This window comes from Streptococcus mitis NCTC 12261 (assembly GCF_000148585.2).
In the GTDB taxonomy this organism is placed as follows: domain Bacteria; phylum Bacillota; class Bacilli; order Lactobacillales; family Streptococcaceae; genus Streptococcus; species Streptococcus mitis.
Genome location: NZ_CP028414.1, coordinates 1,187,945 through 1,210,589, shown reverse-complemented (window position 1 = coordinate 1,210,589; position 22,645 = coordinate 1,187,945). Strand labels below are relative to the sequence as shown.

The 22,645-nt window shown below is 36.9% G+C and carries 24 protein-coding genes; 23 read left to right on the top strand and 1 reads right to left on the bottom strand.

Annotated features, from left to right (window positions below):
• Nucleotides 1-115 precede the first annotated feature (115 nt).
• The 17 genes from SM12261_RS06300 to SM12261_RS06210 all read left to right on the top strand — a co-directional run bounded on the left by SM12261_RS06300 (nucleotide 116) and on the right by SM12261_RS06210 (nucleotide 16,163).
• Nucleotides 116-673 carry a TetR/AcrR family transcriptional regulator gene (locus SM12261_RS06300; RefSeq protein ID WP_000004136.1) on the top strand — a complete coding sequence of 186 codons (558 nt, stop codon included), beginning with the start codon at nucleotides 116-118 and terminating at the stop codon, nucleotides 671-673.
• Nucleotides 674-691: 18 nt separating this feature from the next.
• A complete protein-coding gene (locus SM12261_RS06295) occupies nucleotides 692-1,159 on the top strand; it encodes a deoxycytidylate deaminase (RefSeq protein ID WP_000136976.1) in 468 nt (155 codons plus the stop codon).
• Nucleotides 1,160-1,247: 88 nt separating this feature from the next.
• Nucleotides 1,248-1,877, top strand: a complete 630-nt coding sequence (gene upp, locus SM12261_RS06290; protein ID WP_000515974.1) for a uracil phosphoribosyltransferase — start codon at nucleotides 1,248-1,250, stop codon at nucleotides 1,875-1,877.
• Nucleotides 1,878-2,049: 172 nt separating this feature from the next.
• Nucleotides 2,050-2,640 (top strand): ATP-dependent Clp protease proteolytic subunit ClpP, encoded by a 591-nt coding sequence (gene clpP / locus SM12261_RS06285; RefSeq protein ID WP_000613475.1) that lies wholly within the window; start codon nucleotides 2,050-2,052, stop codon nucleotides 2,638-2,640.
• Between the two features lie 78 nt (nucleotides 2,641-2,718).
• Entirely contained in the window at nucleotides 2,719-2,994 is a 276-nt protein-coding gene (locus SM12261_RS06275; protein ID WP_000462122.1) for a YlbG family protein, read from the top strand.
• A 77-nt stretch (nucleotides 2,995-3,071) separates the two neighbouring features.
• Entirely contained in the window at nucleotides 3,072-4,232 is a 1,161-nt protein-coding gene (locus SM12261_RS06270) for an ABC transporter substrate-binding protein (protein ID WP_000726117.1), read from the top strand.
• Between the two features lie 116 nt (nucleotides 4,233-4,348).
• Complete coding sequence (locus SM12261_RS06265; protein WP_000941427.1) at nucleotides 4,349-5,218, top strand: branched-chain amino acid ABC transporter permease; 870 nt, start codon at nucleotides 4,349-4,351, stop codon at nucleotides 5,216-5,218.
• Nucleotides 5,219-5,221: 3 nt separating this feature from the next.
• Complete coding sequence (locus tag SM12261_RS06260; RefSeq protein WP_000662290.1) at nucleotides 5,222-6,178, top strand: branched-chain amino acid ABC transporter permease; 957 nt, start codon at nucleotides 5,222-5,224, stop codon at nucleotides 6,176-6,178.
• Nucleotides 6,178-6,942: an ABC transporter ATP-binding protein gene (locus SM12261_RS06255; protein ID WP_001185997.1), complete on the top strand. Its 765-nt coding sequence runs from the start codon at nucleotides 6,178-6,180 to the stop codon at nucleotides 6,940-6,942. Before SM12261_RS06260 ends, SM12261_RS06255 begins: the two co-directional genes overlap by 1 nt.
• A complete protein-coding gene (locus SM12261_RS06250) occupies nucleotides 6,942-7,652 on the top strand; it encodes an ABC transporter ATP-binding protein (RefSeq protein ID WP_000062200.1) in 711 nt (236 codons plus the stop codon). Before SM12261_RS06255 ends, SM12261_RS06250 begins: the two co-directional genes overlap by 1 nt.
• A 307-nt stretch (nucleotides 7,653-7,959) precedes the next feature.
• The gene (locus SM12261_RS06245; RefSeq protein ID WP_000268667.1) at nucleotides 7,960-8,616 is read left to right on the top strand and encodes a CBS domain-containing protein; all 657 of its coding nucleotides are present in this window, start codon (nucleotides 7,960-7,962) and stop codon (nucleotides 8,614-8,616) included.
• Nucleotides 8,617-8,724: 108 nt separating this feature from the next.
• A protein-coding gene (gene prfB / locus SM12261_RS06235) for a peptide chain release factor 2 (RefSeq protein ID WP_115262371.1) occupies nucleotides 8,725-9,820 on the top strand; the annotation gives its coding sequence in 2 pieces (ribosomal slippage) (nucleotides 8,725-8,796 and nucleotides 8,798-9,820; 1,095 coding nt in all).
• Nucleotides 9,821-9,837: 17 nt separating this feature from the next.
• Nucleotides 9,838-10,530: a cell division ATP-binding protein FtsE gene (ftsE, locus tag SM12261_RS06230; protein ID WP_000022269.1), complete on the top strand. Its 693-nt coding sequence runs from the start codon at nucleotides 9,838-9,840 to the stop codon at nucleotides 10,528-10,530.
• Nucleotides 10,523-11,449 carry a permease-like cell division protein FtsX gene (ftsX, locus tag SM12261_RS06225; protein ID WP_000625545.1) on the top strand — a complete coding sequence of 309 codons (927 nt, stop codon included), beginning with the start codon at nucleotides 10,523-10,525 and terminating at the stop codon, nucleotides 11,447-11,449. The genes ftsE and ftsX overlap by 8 nt, the downstream gene beginning before the upstream one ends.
• Before the next feature lie 184 nt (nucleotides 11,450-11,633).
• Nucleotides 11,634-13,814: a PTS transporter subunit IIBC gene (locus tag SM12261_RS06220; protein WP_000974075.1), complete on the top strand. Its 2,181-nt coding sequence runs from the start codon at nucleotides 11,634-11,636 to the stop codon at nucleotides 13,812-13,814.
• A 51-nt stretch (nucleotides 13,815-13,865) separates the two neighbouring features.
• A complete protein-coding gene (locus SM12261_RS06215) occupies nucleotides 13,866-14,681 on the top strand; it encodes an endonuclease/exonuclease/phosphatase family protein (RefSeq protein ID WP_000670854.1) in 816 nt (271 codons plus the stop codon).
• 138 nt (nucleotides 14,682-14,819) lie between these two features.
• A complete protein-coding gene (locus SM12261_RS06210) occupies nucleotides 14,820-16,163 on the top strand; it encodes a DEAD/DEAH box helicase (RefSeq protein WP_004238723.1) in 1,344 nt (447 codons plus the stop codon).
• Between the two features lie 262 nt (nucleotides 16,164-16,425).
• On the opposite strand, the gene SM12261_RS09620 is transcribed toward SM12261_RS06210, so the two are convergent.
• Entirely contained in the window at nucleotides 16,426-16,641 is a 216-nt protein-coding gene (locus SM12261_RS09620; protein ID WP_000780967.1) for a hypothetical protein, read from the bottom strand.
• A 382-nt stretch (nucleotides 16,642-17,023) separates the two neighbouring features.
• Here SM12261_RS09620 and SM12261_RS06195 point away from each other — a divergent pair, with 382 nt between their 5' ends.
• The 6 genes from SM12261_RS06195 to SM12261_RS06165 all read left to right on the top strand — a co-directional run bounded on the left by SM12261_RS06195 (nucleotide 17,024) and on the right by SM12261_RS06165 (nucleotide 21,996).
• Entirely contained in the window at nucleotides 17,024-17,356 is a 333-nt protein-coding gene (locus SM12261_RS06195) for a LytTR family DNA-binding domain-containing protein (RefSeq protein ID WP_000656278.1), read from the top strand.
• A gap of 10 nt (nucleotides 17,357-17,366) precedes the next feature.
• On the top strand, nucleotides 17,367-18,107 hold the full coding sequence (locus tag SM12261_RS06190; RefSeq protein WP_001019941.1) for a response regulator transcription factor: 741 nt from the start codon (nucleotides 17,367-17,369) through the stop codon (nucleotides 18,105-18,107).
• A 10-nt stretch (nucleotides 18,108-18,117) separates the two neighbouring features.
• Nucleotides 18,118-19,443 carry a GHKL domain-containing protein gene (locus SM12261_RS06185; protein WP_000575877.1) on the top strand — a complete coding sequence of 442 codons (1,326 nt, stop codon included), beginning with the start codon at nucleotides 18,118-18,120 and terminating at the stop codon, nucleotides 19,441-19,443.
• 358 nt (nucleotides 19,444-19,801) lie between these two features.
• The gene (locus SM12261_RS06180; protein ID WP_000448735.1) at nucleotides 19,802-19,966 is read left to right on the top strand and encodes a Blp family class II bacteriocin; all 165 of its coding nucleotides are present in this window, start codon (nucleotides 19,802-19,804) and stop codon (nucleotides 19,964-19,966) included.
• 60 nt (nucleotides 19,967-20,026) lie between these two features.
• Nucleotides 20,027-20,419 (top strand): hypothetical protein, encoded by a 393-nt coding sequence (locus SM12261_RS06175; protein ID WP_000443464.1) that lies wholly within the window; start codon nucleotides 20,027-20,029, stop codon nucleotides 20,417-20,419.
• Nucleotides 20,420-21,696: 1,277 nt separating this feature from the next.
• Entirely contained in the window at nucleotides 21,697-21,996 is a 300-nt protein-coding gene (locus SM12261_RS06165) for a bacteriocin immunity family protein (protein WP_000361394.1), read from the top strand.
• Nucleotides 21,997-22,645: the final 649 nt, after the last annotated feature.

Genomic DNA, 22,645 nt, shown 5'->3' with positions numbered 1-22,645 from the left:
CCATCTTTGTCAGTTATACATTGACAAAGGTTCTGTCTTTTTTTACAATTATATCATGAAAGCCCTTGAAACAAAAGCCTCATCCGTCTGTTGTGACAAGTAGAAAGAAAATGTTATGTCTGAACGTAGAATCTCTGAAAAGTCTCTTGAAAATCTCAGAAAATCAAACCAAGAATCCAATTTATTAACTAGAGAAGCCATCGAAACAGCCCTCTTGCAGCTCTTGGAAAAAAAGGACTTGACCAAGATTAGTATCTCTGAATTGGTCAAACGTGCAGGCGTTTCTCGTGCGGCCTTTTATCGCAATTATGATTCCAAAGAGGAGATTTTAGAAAGCGTCTTTAAACGAACTGTCCACAACATCATGGAACAACTGCACCATTATGATTTAAAGACAGATCTTTATCTGGTTTGGGTTCATCTTTTCCGAGAAGCAAGAAAGGAAGCCAGAGTGATTCAACTTGCCTTAGATTACCATCTGGAAAAAATCTTTGTCCAAGCGATGCAGGAGTTTCTGGAAAAATACCATGGGAAATCAAAAGGTGTCAGCTCTTATCTTCATTCCTTCTGGAGCTCGGCCATCGTCTCTGTCCTTCTAAAATGGATCAAGGATGGCATGAAGGTACCTGCTGAAAAGATAGCGGATTTACGGTTACCATTTTTTAAAAAATAGAGAAAAAGGAGAAGAGATATGACTGAAAAAAGACTAGCATGGGATGAGTATTTTGCAGCCCAAGCCTTACTAATTGCCAATCGTTCCACTTGTAAACGTGCCAAAGTTGGCGCGATTCTGGTTAAGGATAATAAGGTAATTTCAACTGGTTACAATGGTTCAGTGTCAGGAACTGAGCATTGTATTGATCACGAATGTCTGGTCATCGAAGGCCACTGTGTTCGTACCCTTCATGCTGAGGTTAATGCCATTCTCCAAGGTGCAGAACGTGGGGTTCCCAAAGGCTTTACAGCCTATGTGACCCACTTTCCATGTCTAAACTGTACAAAACAATTGCTTCAGGTTGGTTGCAAGCGTGTGGTTTATATCAACCAGTACAGAATGGACGACTACGCCCAATACCTTTATCAAGAAAAGGGGACAGAATTGACTCATTTACCACTTGAGACAGTACAGACAGCTCTTAAAGAGGCTGATCTAATGTAAAAAATATCAAAAATAAATGGTTTAGAAAGATTTTTAAACCGTTTTTTGGTATAATAAGAAGAATAAATTGAAAGAAGGAATTCCAAAAATGGGAAAAATTGAAGTTATTAATCATCCACTGATTCAACACAAATTGTCAATCTTACGTCGTACAGATACTTCTACAAAAGCTTTCCGTGAGCTAGTAGATGAGATTGCAATGTTGATGGGATATGAAGTACTTCGTGATCTTCCACTAGAAGATGTGGAAATCGAAACACCAATCACAAAAACAGTTCAAAAACAATTGGCAGGTAAGAAATTGGCTATCGTTCCAATCTTGCGTGCAGGTATCGGGATGGTTGATGGACTTTTGAGCTTGGTTCCAGCTGCTAAAGTTGGCCACATCGGTATGTACCGTGATGAAGAAACGCTTCAACCAGTTGAGTACTTGGTGAAATTGCCTGAAGATATTGACCAACGTCAAATTTTTGTGGTAGACCCAATGTTGGCAACAGGTGGCTCAGCAATCTTGGCTGTTGATTCTCTTAAAAAACGTGGCGCATCAAATATCAAATTTGTCTGCCTTGTATCTGCTCCAGAAGGTGTTAAAGCCCTTCAAGAAGCTCATCCAGATGTAGAAATCTTTACAGCAGCCTTGGATGAACGCTTGAACGAACACGGTTATATCGTTCCAGGTCTTGGAGATGCTGGGGACCGCTTGTTCGGTACAAAATAAAATAAAAAAGAGATTGACTTGGAAAAGGATTTCCAGTCACGAAAGGAGGTTGAATTTTTGTTTCTGTCTGATGAAAACAGAGCAAAAATTTGACCTTTTTTGACCAAGATATTATAATAGTCTTATCTTCAGTCATTTGACCAACAAAATTAAAACTCAAAAGGAGAAATAAATGATTCCTGTAGTTATTGAACAAACAAGCCGTGGAGAACGTTCTTACGATATTTACTCACGTCTTCTCAAAGACCGCATCATTATGCTGACAGGCCCAGTTGAAGACAATATGGCTAACTCTGTTATTGCCCAATTGCTTTTCTTAGATGCCCAAGATAGTACAAAAGATATTTACCTTTATGTCAATACACCTGGTGGTTCCGTTTCAGCTGGTTTGGCAATCGTTGATACCATGAACTTTATCAAGGCCGATGTCCAAACCATTGTTATGGGAATGGCAGCATCTATGGGGACGGTCATTGCATCAAGTGGAGCAAAAGGCAAACGTTTCATGCTTCCAAATGCAGAGTATATGATCCACCAACCAATGGGTGGTACAGGTGGAGGTACTCAGCAAACCGATATGGCGATCGCTGCAGAACACTTGCTTAAAACTCGTAATACTTTGGAAAAAATCTTGGCTGAAAATTCAGGTCAGTCAATCGAAAAAGTCCATGCAGATGCAGAACGAGATAACTGGATGAGCGCCCAGGAAACACTTGAATATGGCTTTATTGATGAAATCATGGCCAACAATTCATTGAATTAATGGTGATAGAAGGCAAACTCGACTGGGTTTGCTTTTTTTGGTATAATAGGGAGAGATTTCTTAGAAAGAGGATTTATCATGTTTGAAAAAGTCAATCGATCTGGCTTGATTATCTATCTTTACTATAATCGTGATGCCAAAAAACTGCAGGATTATGGAGATATTACCTATCATTCCAAGAAACATCGTTACTTACAGCTTTATGTTCCAACTCAAGAAGTGGAGCAATTGGTCGGGCGCTTGGGCAAGGAAAAATTTATAAAAAAAGTTAGAGTTTGTCATATCCAAGAGTTGGAAACACCCTTTGTGGGCAATCTTTATCGAGAGGAAAACGTTATCATCGAAAAAGTCTAAGAAAAGTGTTGACAATTTTCTGATAATTCGGTATATTCTTAACATGCTATTTATTTAAGAATAAGGAGACAAAAAAGATGAAGAAAAAATTTGCCCTATCGTTTGTGGCGCTTGCAAGTGTAGCACTTCTTGCAGCCTGTGGAGAAGTGAAGTCTGGAGCGTCAAACGCTGCTGGTAATTCAGTAGATGAAAAGACAATCAAAATTGGATTTAACTTTGAAGAAACTGGTGCCGTAGCAGCCTACGGTACATCTGAACAAAAAGGTGCCCAACTTGCCGTTGATGAAATCAATGCTGCAGGTGGTATCGATGGAAAACAAATCGAAGTAGTCGATAAAGATAACAAGTCTGAAACAGCTGAGGCGGCTTCAGTAACAACTAACCTTGTAACCCAATCTAAAGTATCAGCAATCGTAGGACCTGCGACATCTGGTGCAACTGCAGCTGCGGTAGCTAACGCTACAAAAGCAGGTGTTCCATTGATTTCGCCAAGTGCGACTCAAGATGGATTGACTAAAGGTCAAGATTACCTCTTTATCGGAACTTTCCAAGATAGCTTCCAAGGAAAAATTATCTCAAACTATGTTTCTGAAAAATTGCAAGCTAAGAAAGTTGTTCTTTACACTGATAATGCTAGCGACTATGCTAAAGGTATTGCCAAAGCCTTCCGTGAAGCTTACAAAGGTGAAATCGTTGCAGATGAAACTTTCGTAGCAGGTGACACAGACTTCCAAGCAGCCCTTACAAAAATGAAAGGGAAAGATTTTGATGCTATCATCGTTCCTGGTTACTACACTGAAGCTGGTAAAATTGTAAACCAAGCGCGTGGTATGGGAATTGACAAACCAATCGTTGGTGGTGATGGATTCAACGGTGAAGAGTTTGTACAACAAGCAACTCCTGAAAAAGCATCAAACATCTACTTTATCTCAGGCTTCTCAACTACTGTAGAAGTTTCAGCTAAAGCAAAAGCTTTCCTTGATGCTTACCGTGCTAAGTACAACGAAGAGCCTTCAACATTTGCAGCCTTGGCTTATGACTCAGTTCACCTTGTAGCAAACGCAGCAAAAGGTGCTAAAAACTCTGGTGAAATCAAGGATAACCTTGCTAAAACAAAAGATTTTGAAGGTGTGACTGGTCAAACAAGCTTTGATGCAGACCACAACACAGTCAAAACTGCTTACATGATGACCATGAACAATGGTAAGGTTGAAGCAGCAGAAGTTGTAAAACCATAATAGAAAAATGTTGAAATAGGGAATGAGCCTCTGACTCACTCCCTGTTTCGATGTTTAAGAACCTATCAAAAAGTGAGGGGAAACCCTCAAAATTATAAATAGAAAGAGTGAATCTTATGCTCCAACAACTAGTAAATGGTTTGATTCTAGGTAGTGTTTATGCGCTGTTAGCCCTAGGATATACCATGGTTTACGGAATTATCAAGCTCATCAACTTCGCCCACGGTGATATTTATATGATGGGAGCCTTTATCGGTTATTTCTTGATTAATTCTTTCCAAATGAATTTCTTTGTAGCTCTTATTGTAGCTATGTTAGCGACAGCCATTCTTGGTGTCGTGATTGAGTTCCTTGCTTACCGACCTTTGCGTCACTCTACTCGTATTGCTGTTTTGATTACAGCTATTGGGGTTTCTTTCCTATTGGAATATGGGATGGTCTATCTGGTTGGTGCTAATACCCGTGCCTTCCCTCAAGCGATTCAAACAGTTCGCTATGATTTGGGACCAGTTAGCCTAACAAACGTGCAGTTAATGATTTTGGCCATTTCCTTGATTTTGATGATTTTGTTACAAGTCATTGTCCAAAAGACTAAGATGGGGAAAGCCATGCGTGCAGTATCCGTAGATAGCGATGCAGCGCAATTGATGGGGATCAATGTAAACCGTACTATCAGCTTTACCTTCGCTTTGGGGTCAGCTCTTGCGGGTGCGGCTGGTGTTCTGATTGCCCTTTATTATAACTCTCTTGAGCCTTTGATGGGGGTTACTCCAGGTCTTAAGTCTTTCGTTGCCGCAGTACTTGGTGGTATCGGAATTATTCCTGGTGCGGCTCTTGGTGGCTTTGTGATTGGTCTATTGGAAACCTTTGCGACAGCCTTTGGAATGTCAGACTTCCGTGATGCCATTGTTTATGGAATCCTGTTGTTGATCTTGATTGTCCGCCCAGCAGGTATTCTTGGTAAAAATGTGAAAGAGAAGGTGTAAACGATGAAAGAAAATTTAAAAGTTAATATTCTATGGTTACTCCTTTTGTTAGCTGGCTATGGCTTGATTAGTGTATTGGTTTCAGTTGGAGTACTAAACCTATTCTATGTACAGATTTTACAACAAATTGGAATTAATATTATTCTGGCTGTTGGTCTCAACTTAATCGTTGGTTTTTCAGGCCAATTTTCACTTGGTCATGCTGGTTTCATGGCGATTGGTGCCTATGCAGCAGCTATTATTGGTTCTAAATCACCAACCTACGGTGCCTTCTTTGGAGCTATGCTTGTAGGGGCTTTGCTTTCAGGAGCAGTTGCCTTGCTTGTCGGAATTCCAACCTTGCGCTTGAAGGGGGACTATCTTGCGGTAGCGACTCTAGGTGTTTCTGAAATTATCCGTATCTTTATCATCAATGGCGGAAGCCTTACAAATGGTGCGGCAGGTATCTTGGGAATTCCTAACTTTACAACTTGGCAAATGGTTTACTTCTTTGTCGTGATTACAACTATTGCAACCTTGAACTTCTTGCGTAGTCCAATTGGTCGTTCAACCCTTTCTGTTCGTGAGGATGAAATCGCTGCTGAGTCAGTTGGGGTTAATACGACTAAAATTAAAATCATCGCCTTTGTCTTTGGTGCCATTACTGCAAGTATTGCAGGGTCACTTCAGGCAGGATTTATCGGTTCAGTTGTACCGAAAGATTACACTTTCATCAACTCAATCAATGTTTTGATTATTGTTGTATTTGGTGGACTTGGTTCCATTACAGGTGCAATCGTTTCAGCTATTGTTCTGGGAATTTTGAATATGCTTCTCCAAGATGTTGCTAGCGTGCGTATGATTATCTACGCTTTGGCTTTGGTATTGGTAATGATTTTCAGACCAGGCGGACTTCTTGGAACATGGGAATTGAGCCTATCACGTTTCTTTAAAAAATCTAAGAAGGAGGAACAAAACTAATGGCATTACTTGAAGTAAAACAGTTAACCAAACATTTTGGCGGTCTAACAGCTGTTGGAGATGTGACTCTTGAATTGAACGAAGGGGAATTGGTTGGACTAATCGGTCCAAACGGAGCTGGGAAAACCACCCTTTTCAACCTCTTGACGGGTGTTTATGAACCAAGTGAGGGAACAGTAACCCTAGATGGTCACCTTTTGAATGGAAAGTCACCTTATAAGATTGCTTCTTTGGGACTTGGACGTACATTCCAAAATATCCGTCTCTTTAAAGATTTAACAGTTTTGGATAATGTTTTGATTGCTTTTGGCAACCATCACAAACAACATGTTTTTGCTAGTTTCTTACGCTTACCAGCTTTTTATAAGAGTGAAAAAGAATTAAAGGCTAAGGCTTTGGAATTGTTGAAAATCTTTGATTTAGATGGTGATGCAGAAACTCTTGCTAAAAATCTTGCCTACGGACAACAACGTCGTTTGGAAATTGTTCGTGCTCTCGCTACGGAACCTAAAATTCTCTTTTTAGATGAACCAGCAGCAGGTATGAACCCACAGGAAACAGCCGAATTGACTGAGTTAATTCGTCGTATCAAAGATGAATTTAAGATTACGATCATGCTGATTGAACACGATATGAATCTGGTCATGGAAGTGACAGAACGTATCTACGTACTTGAATATGGTCGTTTGATTGCTCAGGGAACTCCAGACGAAATTAAGACCAATAAACGCGTTATCGAAGCTTATCTAGGAGGTGAAGCCTAATGTCTATGTTAAAAGTTGATAATCTTTCTGTGCATTACGGTATGATCCAAGCAGTCCGTGATGTAAGCTTTGAAGTAAATGAAGGAGAGGTTGTTTCCCTTATCGGTGCCAATGGTGCAGGTAAGACAACCATTCTCCGTACCTTGTCTGGTTTGGTTAGACCGAGTTCAGGAAAGATTGAATTTTTAGGTCAAGAAATCCAAAAAATGCCAGCTCAAAAAATCGTGGCAGGTGGTCTTTCACAAGTTCCAGAAGGACGCCACGTCTTTCCTGGCTTGACTGTTATGGAAAATCTTGAAATGGGAGCTTTCTTAAAGAAAAACCGTGAAGAAAATCAAGCCAACTTGAAGAAAGTTTTCTCACGCTTTCCTCGTCTTGAAGAACGGAAGAACCAAGATGCAGCTACTCTTTCAGGGGGAGAACAGCAAATGCTTGCCATGGGACGCGCCCTCATGTCAACACCAAAACTTCTTCTTTTAGATGAACCATCAATGGGACTTGCCCCAATCTTTATCCAAGAGATTTTTGATATCATTCAAGACATCCAGAAACAAGGAACAACCGTCCTCTTGATTGAACAAAATGCCAATAAAGCACTCGCAATCTCTGACCGAGGCTATGTATTGGAAACAGGGAAAATCGTTCTATCAGGAACAGGAAAAGAACTCGCTTCATCAGAAGAAGTCAGAAAAGCATACCTAGGTGGCTAAAACAATCCACTGGATTGTTTTAGTCGGTGGATGAGGATTACGAAGTAATCATCATTATAGTCCAGGGGACCTTTTTAGTTGACAGATATAGATTGTAAAGCAATCTTTATCTACATTAAAAGGTTAATTTCTAATAATTGAAAAAATCGAATGAAATGTATCTTACCTTCATTCAGAGAGCTCTATTTCAGAGCTCTTTTTGCTAGCTTATTCATACTTTTCTGAATTTTGAAAAAGAAATGTAAGCGTTTGATAGATTTACAAAAAGATTGTATAATAGGGATAAGAATAGAAAAGGAGAAGTCTCATGGCAGTTAAAGATTTTATGACCCGCAAGGTAGTTTATATTAGTCCGGATACAACAGTATCTCATGCAGCAGATTTGATGAGAGAGCAAGGGTTGCACCGCTTGCCTGTTATCGAAAATGATCAATTGGTTGGTTTGGTAACTGAGGGAACCATTGCCCAAGCTAGTCCATCCAAAGCAACAAGTCTTTCTATCTATGAGATGAATTATCTTCTAAATAAGACAAAAGTAAAAGATGTGATGATTCGCGATGTTGTCACTGTTTCAGGCTATGCGAGTCTAGAGGATGCAACTTATCTGATGTTGAAAAATAAGATTGGTATTCTTCCTGTCGTAGATAATCATCAAGTATACGGAGTTATTACGGATCGTGACGTTTTCCAAGCCTTTCTTGAAATTGCAGGTTATGGTGAAGAAGGGATTCGTGTGCGCTTTGTTACGGAAAACGAAGTTGGCGTTCTTGGAAAAATTATTTCTTTGATTGTAGAAGAAAATTTGAATATCTCGCATACAGTCAATATTCCGCGTAAGGATGGTAAGGTCATTATCGAAGTTCAAATCGATGGATCAATTGATTTACCAGCCTTGAAAGAAAAATTTGAATCAGAGAATATTCAAGTAGAAGAGATTACTCGTACTTCAGCAAAAGTCTTGTAAGAAGGGAAGCCGAAAGGCTTCTTTTTACGTGTAATAAGGGATTAGAGCAAAAGATGGAAAGAAATGATAAAATATGCTATAATGAAATAATGTAAAAAAGGAGTATTTATGGACATTTCAGAAATTCGTCAGAAAATTGACGCAAATCGTGAAAAATTAGCTTCTTTCAGGGGGTCTCTTTGACCTCGAAGGTTTAGAGGAAGAGATTGCCATCTTGGAAAACAAGATGACAGAACCTGATTTTTGGAACGATAATATCGCGGCCCAAAAAACGTCGCAAGAATTAAATGAATTAAAAAACACCTATAACACCTTTCACAAAATGGAAGAGTTGCAGGATGAAGTTGAAATTTTATTAGACTTTTTAGCTGAAGATGAGTCGGTACATGAAGAATTGGTTGAACAGTTGTCAGAACTTGATAAGATGATGACCAGTTACGAGATGACCTTGCTCTTGTCAGAACCTTATGACCATAATAATGCCATCTTGGAAATCCATCCAGGATCCGGTGGTACTGAGGCTCAGGACTGGGGTGATATGTTGCTTCGTATGTACACTCGCTATGGAAATGCTAAAGGCTTTAAAGTGGAAGTATTGGATTACCAAGCAGGAGATGAAGCTGGTATCAAGTCAGTAACCTTATCTTTTGAAGGACCTAATGCCTATGGTCTTCTCAAGTCAGAAATGGGTGTACACCGTTTGGTACGAATTTCACCATTTGACTCTGCTAAACGTCGCCACACCTCTTTCACATCTGTAGAAGTGATGCCAGAATTGGATGATACTATTGAAGTAGAAATCCGTGAAGATGATATCAAGATGGATACTTTCCGTTCAGGTGGTGCTGGTGGACAAAACGTCAACAAGGTTTCCACAGGTGTGCGTTTGACACACATTCCTACGGGAACTGTCGTTCAGTCAACAGTCGATCGTACCCAGTATGGAAATAGAGATCGTGCCATGAAGATGTTGCAGGCTAAGCTCTATCAAATGGAGCAGGAGAAGAAAGCTGCGGAAGTCGATTCCCTCAAGGGTGAGAAAAAGGAAATCACATGGGGAAGTCAAATTCGTTCTTATGTTTTCACGCCATATACTATGGTAAAAGACCATCGAACTAACTTTGAAGTTGCACAAGTAGATAAGGTTATGGATGGAGACCTAGATGGTTTTATTGATGCCTATCTCAAGTGGAGAATCAGCTAAGATAGAAAGGAACTCACATGTCAATTATTGAAATGAGAGATGTCGTCAAAAAATACGACAACGGAACGACTGCCCTACGTGGTGTTTCGGTAAGCGTTCAACCAGGGGAATTTGTTTACATCGTAGGACCTTCAGGAGCTGGGAAATCAACCTTTATTCGTTCTTTGTATCGCGAAGTAAAAATCGAAAAAGGAAGCTTATCTGTTGCTGGTTTTAATCTGGTTAAAATTAAAAAGAAAGATGTTCCTCTCCTACGTCGTAGTGTTGGGGTTGTCTTCCAAGATTATAAACTGTTACCAAAGAAAACCGTTTATGAAAATATTGCTTATGCAATGGAGGTAATTGGAGAAAGTCGCCGTAATATCAAAAAACGTGTTATGGAAGTCTTAGACTTGGTTGGATTGAAGCATAAGGTTCGTTCTTTCCCAAATGAACTTTCAGGGGGAGAACAGCAACGGATTGCAATTGCACGTGCCATTGTAAACAATCCAAAAGTATTGATTGCGGACGAACCAACAGGAAACTTGGACCCAGATAATTCATGGGAAATTATGAACTTGCTGGAACGCATCAATCTCCAAGGTACAACTGTCTTGATGGCTACCCACAACAGTCAGATTGTAAATACCTTGCGCCACCGTGTCATTGCCATTGAAAATGGCCGTGTCGTTCGTGACGAAGCTAAAGGAGAATATGGATACGATGATTAGTAGATTTTTTCGTCATTTATTTGAATCGTTAAAAAGTTTGAAACGAAATGGCTGGATGACAGTAGCTGCTGTTAGTTCAGTTATGATTACTTTGACCTTGGTTGCAATATTTGCATCTGTTATCTTTAATACGGCTAAACTAGCTACAGATATCGAAAATAATGTCCGAGTAATGGTATACATTCGTAAGGACGTAGCTGATAATAGTGAGACGATTGAAAAAGAAGGTCAAACTGTTACAAATAACGACTACCATAAGGTATATGATGCTTTGAAAGGTATGTCAACCGTTAAAAGTGTTACGTTTTCAAGTAAAGAAGAACAATATGAAAAGTTGACAGAAACAATGGGGGACAACTGGAAAATCTTTGAAGGCGATGCCAATCCTCTTTATGATGCATATATCGTTGATACAAATACACCCAGTGATGTAAAGACAGTAGCAGAAGAAGCTAAAAAAATCGAAGGTGTATCAGAAGTTCAAGATGGTGGTGCTAATACAGAACGCTTGTTTAAGTTAGCCTCATTTATTCGTGTCTGGGGACTAGTTATCGCTGGATTATTGATTTTCATTGCGGTGTTCTTGATTTCTAATACTATACGTATCACCATTATTTCACGAAGCCGTGAAATTCAAATCATGCGTTTAGTAGGTGCTAAGAATGGCTATATCCGCGGACCTTTCTTGCTTGAAGGTGCCTTCATTGGTTTGCTTGGAGCAACACTTCCATCAGTTCTGGTATTTATTGTCTATAAAATGGTTTACCAATCGGTTAATAAGTCATTGGTTGGTCAGAACCTTTCAATGATATCACCAGAAGTATTCAGTCCACTGATGATTGCTCTATTATTTGTGATTGGAATTTTTATCGGTTCAATCGGATCAGGAATTTCAATGCGCCGATTCCTGAAAATCTAAAATAAAATAGAAGTATATTTGAGGAGATTTTAATATCTCCTTTTTTACTACAAAAATTTTAGAAAAAAGTCTACTTTTTTTTATAAAAGCCTTTACAAAAAAAATTAAAGTGGTATAATTAAATTATAGAAAGTGCAAACGTTTTCGTAAAACGTTTGCCTAAATAAAAATAAAGGAGATTTGAATGATGAAAGATACATTCAAAAATGTCTTGTCTTTCGAGTTTTGGCAAAAATTCGGTAAGGCTTTGATGGTGGTTATCGCGGTTATGCCGGCTGCTGGTTTGATGATTTCAATCGGTAAGTCTATCGTGATGATTAACCCAACCTTTGCACCACTTGTTATTACTGGTGGTGTACTAGAACAAATCGGTTGGGGGGTTATCGTTAACCTTCATATCTTGTTCGCCCTAGCCATTGGAGGTAGCTGGGCTAAAGAACGTGCTGGTGGTGCTTTCGCCGCTGGTCTTGCCTTCATCTTGATTAACCGTATCACTGGTACAATCTTTGGCGTATCAGGCGATATGTTGAAAAATCCAGATGCTATGGTAACAACTCTCTTTGGTGGATCAATCAAAGTTGCTGATTACTTCATTAGTGTTATGGAAGCTCCAGCACTTAACATGGGTGTGTTCGTAGGGATTATTTCTGGTTTTATTGGAGCAACTGCTTACAATAAATACTATAACTTCCGTAAGCTTCCTGATGCACTTTCATTCTTTAACGGAAAACGTTTTGTACCGTTTGTAGTTATTCTTCGTTCAATAATTGCTGCAATTGTACTTGCTGCTTTCTGGCCAGTAGTTCAAACAGGTATCAATAGCTTTGGTATCTGGATTGCTAACTCACAAGAAACTGCTCCAATCCTTGCACCATTCTTGTATGGTACATTGGAACGTTTGCTCTTACCATTTGGTCTTCACCATATGTTGACTATCCCAATGAACTACACAGCTCTTGGTGGTACTTATGAGGTCTTAACTGGTGCAGCAAAAGGTAGCCAAGTATTTGGTCAAGATCCACTTTGGCTTGCATGGGTAACAGACCTTGTAAACCTTAAAGGTACTGATGCTACTCAATACCAACACTTGTTAGATACTGTTCACCCAGCTCGTTTCAAAGTTGGACAAATGATTGGTTCATTCGGTATCTTGATGGGTGTGGTTGTGGCTATCTACCGTAATGTTGATGCAGACAAGAAACACAAATACAAAGGTATGATGATTGCAACAGCTCTTGCAACATTCTTGACAGGGGTTACTGAACCAATCGAATACATGTTCATGTTTGTAGCAACACCTATGTACCTTGTTTACTCACTTGTTCAAGGTGCGGCCTTCGCTATGGCTGACGTAGTAAACCTACGTATGCACTCATTCGGTTCAATCGAGTTCTTGACTCGTACACCTATTGCGATTAGCGCTGGTATCGGTATGGATATTGTTAACTTTATCTGGGTAACTGTTCTCTTTGCCGTAATCATGTACTTTATCGCAAACTTCATGATTCAAAAATTCAACTACGCCACTCCAGGACGTAACGGAAACTACGAAACTGCTGAAGGTTCAGAAGAAGCTAGCAGCGAAGTGAAAGTTGCAGCAGGTTCTCAAGCTGTAAACATTATCAACCTTCTTGGTGGACGTGCAAACATCGTTGATGTTGATGCATGTATGACTCGTCTTCGTGTAACTGTAAAAGATGCTGATAAAGTCGGTGATGCAGAACAATGGAAAGCAGAAGGAGCTATGGGTCTTGTCATGAAAGGACAAGGAGTTCAAGCTATCTACGGTCCAAAAGCAGACGTATTGAAATCTGATATCCAAGATATCCTTGATTCAGGTGAAATCATTCCTGAAACTCTTCCAAGTCAAATGACGGAAGCGCAACAAAACACTGTACACTTCAAAGGTCTTACTGAGGAAGTTTACTCAGTAGCAGATGGTCAAGTTGTTGCTTTGGAACAAGTGAAAGATCCAGTATTTGCTCAAAAAATGATGGGTGATGGATTTGCTGTAGAACCTGCAAATGGAAACATTGTATCTCCAGTTTCAGGTACTGTATCAAGCATCTTCCCTACAAAACATGCTCTTGGTCTTGTGACTGAAGCAGGTCTTGAAGTATTGGTTCACATTGGTTTGGACACAGTAAGTCTTGAAGGTAAACCATTTACAGTTCATGTTGCTGAAGGACAAAAAGTTGCAGCAGGAGATCTCCTTGTCACAGCTGACTTGGATGCTATCCGTGCAGCAGGTCGTGAAACTTCAACAGTGGTTGTCTTCACAAATGCTGAAGCTATTAAATCAGTTAAATTAGAACAAACAGGTTCTCTTGCAGCTAAAACAGCAGTTGCTAAAGTAGAATTGTAATACACTTGAGGTTGGAAGCTGTTTTCCAACCTCTTGTTTTGGGAGAAAAGCATGAAATTTTTAACACTCAATACTCATAGCTGGATGGAAAAAGAAGCTGAGGAAAAATTCCAGCTCTTGCTTGAGGATATTCTTGATAAAGACTATGATTTGATTTGTTTCCAAGAAATCAATCAGGAGATCACTTCGCTAGAGGTGGAGGTGAATGACTTTTATCAAGCTTTGCCAGCAGCAGAGCCTATTCACCAAGATCACTATGTTAGACTTTTGGTTGAAAAGTTGTCAGAGCAAGGAAAAAATTACTATTGGACTTGGGCCTATAACCATATTGGTTATGACCGCTATCATGAAGGTGTGGCTATCTTGTCTAAAACACCTATTGAAGCAAGAGAAATTTTGGTTTCAGATGTGGATGATCCAACAGACTATCATACTCGCCGTGTCGCCCTGGCTGAAACTGTAGTCGATGGTAATGAACTTGCAGTTGCCAGTGTCCACCTTTCTTGGTGGGATAAAGGTTTCCAAGAAGAATGGGCACGAATTGAGGCTGTCTTGAAAGAATTGAACAAGCCGCTTTTGCTAGCTGGAGATTTCAACAACCCAGCTGGTCAGGAAGGTTACCAAGCTATTTTAGCTAGTCCATTAGGCTTACAAGACGCATTTGAAGTTGCTCAAGAGAAAAGTGGTAGCTATACTGTTCCACCAGAAATTGATGGATGGAAGGGGAACACTGAACCCCTTCGAATCGACTATGTTTTTACTACCAAGGAGTTAGCGGTGGAAAATTTACATGTCGTATTTGATGGTAACAAGAGTCCACAAGTGAGTGATCACTATGGCTTGAATGCTATTTTAAACTGGAAATAATGACTGAAAAGAGGTTGGGATTCACAAATTCCAGCCTTTTTTACTAGAGAAGCTACTAGAAATAGCCTAAATAAGTGAGACTACTGAAATGGAATAAAATATGGTATAATTGATAGGATAGATAGAATCGAGGATATTATGTCATTTACGAAATTTCAATTTAAAAAATATATTAGTGAAGCCTTGGAGGAGTTGAAATTTACAACTCCAACAGAGGTGCAAGACAAGTTGATTCCTATTGTTTTGACAGGTCGTGACCTAGTCGGTGAATCAAAAACAGGTTCGGGTAAGACTCACACTTTCCTATTGCCGATTTTCCAGCAATTAGATGAAGCCGACGATAGTGTTCAAGCAGTCATTACTGCACCGAGCCGTGAATTAGCTACTCAAATTTACCAAGCAGCCCGTCAGATTGCAGCCCACTCAGATGTCGAAGTTCGTGTGGTTAATTATGTGGGTGGTACGGATAAGGCTCGCCAGATTGACAAATTGGCAAGTAACCAGCCTCATATTGTTATCGGAACGCCTGGCCGTATTTATGACTTAGTTAAGTCTGGTGACCTAGCTATTCACAAGGCTAAGACCTTTGTGGTCGATGAGGCAGATATGACCTTGGATATGGGATTCTTGGAAACTGTTGATAAGATTGCTGGAAGCCTTCCAAAAGACTTGCAATTCATGGTCTTCTCAGCGACTATCCCACAAAAACTGCAACCATTCTTGAAAAAATACTTGTCAAATCCTGTTATGGAGAAAATCAAGACCAAAACGGTCATTTCTGATACCATTGATAATTGGTTGATTTCTACAAAGGGACGTGACAAGAATGCTCAAATTTACCAGTTAACTCAGTTGATGCAACCGTATTTGGCAATGATTTTTGTTAACACTAAAATGCGTGCTGATGAATTGCATTCATATCTGACTGCTCAAGGCTTGAAGGTAGCGAAGATTCATGGAGATATTGCCCCTCGTGAACGCAAGCGTATCATGAACCAGGTGAAAAATCTGGATTTTGAGTACATTGTCGCAACAGACTTGGCAGCGCGTGGGATTGACATTGAAGGTGTCAGCCATGTCATCAATGATGCCATTCCGCAAGATTTATCTTTCTTTGTTCACCGTGTTGGTCGTACTGGAAGAAATGGCCTACCAGGTACAGCTATTACCCTTTACCAACCCAGTGATGACTCGGATATCCGTGAGTTGGAGAAATTGGGAATCAAGTTTACTCCTAAAATGGTCAAAGACGGGGAATTTCAAGATACTTATGACCGTGATCGTCGTGCCAACCGTGAGAAAAAACAAGATAAACTTGATATCGAAATGATTGGTTTGGTTAAAAAGAAAAAGAAAAAAGTCAAACCAGGTTATAAGAAGAAAATTCAATGGGCGGTTGATGAAAAACGCCGCAAGACCAAGCGCGCTGAAAATCGCGCACGTGGTCGTGCAGAGCGTAAAGCAAAACGCCAAACATTTTAATAGAAAAAGTTGGAGTACTGAGCTCCAACTTTTTCTATTATGTGACTGAAAGTCACATAATAAACTAGCTCATATCAATAAAATAGTAGAGGTTCTAATCAATTTCAATAATTCAGAAAAAAGAAGACTGACAAAATATGACTACTTTAAGATGACACTAAAATTTGATATCAAACTCTAGCATATGGAGGAAGAAATCAAAATTAATGGATAGGTGATTACGGATATAAAGTTATAAGACTTGAAACTTTATTTCATAGACTTAATCACTCTTATCCTTCTTAAATTCATAGAGCTCTTCCAAGTAAAAATGAATTTTTTCTTTAATATATTTTAATGATTTATTATTAGTTATGTCTATAACACCAAACACACTATAGTGGTTTCGGTAAAGCTCATCATAATCAATCTGACTGCCTATGATGATGACTTCTGATTTTTTTGAACTAAATTGGATAGATTTTAAATAGAGTTTCATTTTTTTAGATGTTAGAGACCCTGATTTTATGATAAAATAAGTAGAAGATTTATATTTGTAGTTAATCTTATGTCCTTGTAAAATTTTTGTATTTTTGAATGTTTTTTTAAGAAATAATATTTTAAATACAGAGATAAAATATAGCCAAATAAAGAGTAGTGTAAAATTTGAATTGCCTTCATAGCTTTCCTTTCATTAGAAATTAGTTTATCAAATGAAGAAAGATTAATATTATTGAGATACTAAAAAGTATCTATTTTATCATGAAATGTCTAAATTAAGAAAATTTTTACCATTTGAGATAGTATAGAAACCATTTGAGATTTTTATAATTTAATTTCCATCATTCTGATAAGATTAAACTGATAGAAGGAGGCTAAATATGAAAGACTACATTTTATATCAAGATAGAGCTATCGTAAAGGTATCACTCTCTAAAATTTATTATGTTACAACTCACCCTACAAAAGCTCATGCTGTTCTTTTTGTAACAGCAGAAGGGAATTTTGAAGCTTCAACCTCACTAGCTAAAATCGAAGAGGAAAGTACAGAAGAACTTATTAGATGCCATAGAAAGTTTCTTGTGAATAAAGATAAAATAGCAGGATTTAATCATGAGACAAGAACGATTATGTTTATGGATGATAGAGTATCAGACATCGCTTGTTCTAGAAGACACTTTACAATATTAAAAAATCAGTGGAAAAATATATAGGAGTGAAGTAGTGAATATTTTTATACTAGAAGATAATTTTTTACAACAGACTAGAATTGAAAATGTTGTCAAAAAAATTTTGGTGGATAATAAGATTGAGTATAGGCATTTTGAGGTTTATGGAAAACCTCAACAGCTTTTAGAGGACATTTCAGAGAGAGGAAATCATCAATTATTTTTACTTGATATTGAAATAAAAGATGATGACAAAAGAGGATTAGACGTTGCTAGAGAAATTAGAAAACTTGATTCTCAAGCAGTGATTGCTTTTGTAACATCTCATTCTGAGTTTATGCCTGTATCTTTTGAATATTTAGTATCAGCTATTGATTTCATTGATAAAGAATTACCTGAACCATTATTTATCAAACGAATTGAAAATGTTATTTTAAGTGTTAGCGATAATCAAGGAATAACAGTATCTGAGGACTCTTTTATATTTACAGGATCCAAAGCTCAAATTCAAGTCCCTTTTAAAGATTTATTGTATATTGAAACATCAACAATTGCTCATAAGTTGACTCTCTATTCAAAACGAGACATAGTTGAATTTTATGGACAATTGTCAGATATTCTTAAACAGGAACCACGTTTATTTCAATGTCATAGATCATTTATCGTAAATCCTTATAATATATCTTTAATTGATAAAGAAAATCGGTTAGTTCATTTTCAGAACGGGTCCTCTTGTATTGTCTCTAGATTAAAAATTCGTCCACTTATGAAAGTTATCGAAAGACTTCATGACTAAGGAGATTTAGATGATATTTTTTCTAAATATTATAGGTGTTTTTCTATTGTTATGTATCCATACTAAGGTTGTAGGTGAGAGATTAAATCTAAAAAAAGTAGTAATGTCCATTATTCTGTTCCATCTTTTATCATTACTATTTATTGTTTTGTTTAAATCAACTGGATTTTACTTTCTTGGGTCATTATTGCTTTATCCTACCTTTTTTATCCTATATACTTTGTCTATTGGTAAATTAAGAAGTAAGGTTTCTTTATTACTTTTTTACTCATTATTTCCACTTGGATTTTGGGATGTCATCAAAAATTTTTTAGGTTACTTTATAATTTCTAAGATTCCAATATTGTATAGACTATATGAAACTAATCTAGGAACAATGATTTTCTCTTTATTAGCTGAAATTATTGTGTTTTTTCTTATTAGTCTCTTTCGATATAATTTTAGTCATTTAAAAATAAAGAACTTGGATAGAAAGACAAAATTTATTTTAATTACTGCGGATATTTTAATGCTAGCCTATTTTATCTTACCATCTTATATAAACTACAGTGATAAAGTAAGTTGGGATAGAATGTTGGATTATAAAGAATTATGGACAGCAGTTTACTTTTTATTGTTTATTTGTTTTGTTAATCTCTTGGATAGAAGATTACTTCAAGAACTACAGGAGAAAGTCGTTCTACAAAAAGAAATTCAATTGCAAAATCTTAGTAATTATAGTCAACAAGTTGAGGGGCTGTATCAAGAAATTAGAAGCTTTAGACATGATTATGCTAATATTTTATCGAGCTTAAAAATAGGTATAGATCAAAAAGATATTAATCTGGTTTCTCAAGTTTATGATAGTGTTTTGAAAAATTCTGGTGAAAAATTAAAAGGCAAGCGTTTTGATGTAGCACATCTAAGAAATATCAATGATTTGGCGTTAAAGAGTTTACTATTATCTAAGTTATCGGAGGCCCAAAACTTATCTGTTCCAGTTTCCCTGGAGATTGGTGAACAGTTCTCTATAAAAAATATGGAACAAATAGACTTCTTAACAATTACTTCTATCTTGTTAGATAATGCTATAGAGTCCGCAGCAGAAGGAGGAATAGCAGTTTGTTTCCTTGAGGATACAGAATGGAATAAATTAGTCATGATTGTAAAAAATTCTACTTTAGAAAGAGAGATAGAATTGAGAGATATATTCAAGCGTGACAATTCTTCAAAAGGCGTAGGTCGGGGTATAGGATTGGCCAATGTTCGGAGAATTTTAAAATCTTATCCAAATGTATGTTTGAAAACAACAAGTAAAAATTATGTCTTTACACAGATCTTGGAAATAGAACTTTAAAAGAATCCCCCTTAAAATATTCTATAGAATATTTTAAGGGGGATTCTTTTGTTATGACTTTATATACATTATTTTTTAGCTAGTTCCTGTAAATGAGTTAGGAAATAGTCATAACAATAAAACTGGGCAAAAAAGCTAGAGTGACGACTTCACAATATCTAGCAGCGATTTGTGGAATAAATTTTAAAATGATTTATTTTTAATCTTGAAAGGTTACAAATCATGAAAAAATACGTTTCGTGATGAAAATCGTACATTTTAAGACTTAGCGGTAAAAATCTCTGTTGTTCTGCTATACTGAACTTGTCAAGGTTATAATCTGACAAAAATAATAAAAATTAATATGGAGGTATTCCCCATGGAAACAAAGACAACGATTCAATTTGATGTTTTGGATACCGAAATGTTGGCTAGTATTGAGGGAGGAACAGCTAGTGCAGGGGAAGTTTGCACATTAGCAGGAGCAATGATTGGTAGTTTGGTTGCACCAAGAGCTGGAACTTGGGCTGGAGGTGTTTTATGAGCACAATATTGCACAGCTATATGGGCTATCGCTAGATTTTTATAGAAAAGGGGTTAGTTGATGGAAAGTGGTGAATTTAGGCTAATTTTAGCTCTTTTTATATCTTTTTTTATAATAGGTGTGATTGGAATAGTTCTAAATGTTCCAATAAGCGAAGTTTTAGTTCTTTCTGTAGGTAGTGTGTTTTTTGAGTTGCTGATTCACTTATTAACGCATAATAAGAAGAGAGGAAACATTAGTTTTGAACTATGCTTTAATCGATACAAGCAATTTATTAAAAAGATTTTAGCACCTACATTTTTTCTGTTACTATTATCAATTATTTTTGTCGTTATAGATGGTTATAAGTCGTCATCTGTATTATTTTATACTCATATATTTGTAGTGTTATTTACAGTAGTATACATTATTTGCTCGAATAATATCGAATTACATATTTCAAAAAAAGAATGAGTTAGCGTTTTACTTATAGTATATAATAATAAATTATTTTGAGACATAGTAGTAAAGTGATTGAGCTATAGATATGATGAGGATGGAAATATGGAGATTGTTATAATGAACATAGTTAATTATCTCTTGCTAAAGATTGAATGGATAGTAAGTAATATCTTTATAAAAATGAGCATACTTTGGATGCTTATTTGGTTTCTATACTATTTAAAGAGTGATTTAGCAATGTATTTCTTGTTTTTTGGAAATGGCTTTTTATTATTGCTAATAATTTTTCGATTTGCACTGTATCAAATTAAACTAGTAATGCAGAATGATATTAACTAATTATGTCTAAATCATATTTTTGGTAATCAGATTATAATCATTCTGGACTTTTTCAAGACTTTTTGATAACTCCGATAATGTGTCTATTTAAATTTGAAGATAAGTGGAGTTAGCAACATGTAAATACTTTGTGATAAAAATCGATTTTGTTTTGCTATACTGAACTTGTCAAGGTTATAATCTGACAAAAGATTTCTATTATATACGAGATATTCATCATGGATACAAAAACAATAGAACAAGTTAATGTGTTCAAAGCTGATGCTCTTTCTATTATTGTGTTGAAGGAGGTAAAAATGATTTGGCATGTATTTCAGGTAGGGCAGGGATGACTGAGATAGGCTTTTTATACGCTGGACCTGCTGGTGCTGCGATTCTAGGTGGTGATACAGCTATGCGAGTTTGCTAAAAAGAGAGGATGTACAATGAATAGTTCAATGAGTCAGTTTTCAATTCTAAAAAACAGTGATTTACAAGAGTACTCTGGTGGATTAAATCCCACTTGTGGAGTATGAGTTGGTATGTCAATTTATATAGGTCTAACTGCATTTACTGGTCTTGTTGGTGTTGCATTTGCGATTTCAACAGGCGGGCTAGCGGCAGGTAGTTTTTGTTTATAACGAGAAAAGTAATTAGTATATTTTACATTATTTCTCTAGGAGTCTTGTCTTTACTAAAGTCACAAGATATTGTTGATATCATAGCCACTCTACTATTAATTTGTATAGGTTTAAAAGGAATAAACCAAAAGGGAATTTTATAAGGTTGTGATGACGATACTTTTTCGCCTCATTACATGTTTGGACAATGTTTCATCTGTTAATTTCCAAATTGAGAATGGGGATATTGTAACTAAGTGTGATTTTGAGTTAACTAAAGATGTCATGGCTAATGGTTGGATATCATCATTGGGTAGGAGCTATTGTCTTTCAGGTTATAGAGGATAATTTATGGATAAGAGAACAGAAGAAATTCTCAATAAGGTTTACAATTTGATTTTAGATACAGAGATTCATAAAAATGAACGAGATATTTTATTACGTTATAAAACTCTATTAGAGAATACAAAAAATGAACAGAGAGTTGTCATGGAGTTGGCAGAAGCTCTTCGTCAGCAGGCTGTTAGTGGGATTCATAGTCAGAAATCATTGAGCCCAAAGGTTGCGACATTTTATAAAGAAATTGCCACATATGGAGAATTGAGTAAAAATCTAGCTCAAGGATTAATTTCTTTTGGTATAACGAGATAAGGAAAAATGAGCAGAAAAAACTTACCAAATTTGTAACAAGATAAAAAATTAATATAAATGTAAGGAAATATTCGTGATGAATACAAAGGTGAAACAATTTGAAGTAATGGATGAAGCAATGCTATCCAGCATTGAAGGTGAACTCTCATGTTTTGAGAAGGGATTGTTTCTTTAAGGGGATATGGTGGAGCTATTATAGGCTTTTGGATAGGAACTGAATTTTTTTCTACGAAATAGAAAGTTGAGGTACAAATGAAGCAGCGTTTGATAATTGCAATTAGTTTTATAATGACTGGGATAGTCATTAACATTTTATTCAAATCAAATACTATTATTCATAAATTTATTGCTATATTAGGTCTGAGTATGTATTATAGAGGTGTTTTTAGAGAGTATAAAAAATTTAAAAACAATTCAGATTTTGATTTAATTCTGTATATAACAGGATTAAATCCTTTTTGTTTTATGAGAACGAACTATCTATACAGAAACACTACATTATAGACTGCAAATTGAGTTTAAAAATGGTATAATGGTAAAGTTATATAGTCCCGATAAGATGGTAGAAATTTCTATTTTTTCTTTCGAGTCGCAACTCGCAAAGAATGACGGCTCAAAAGTCGTTCGTCATTCTACGGTTGCCGCTATA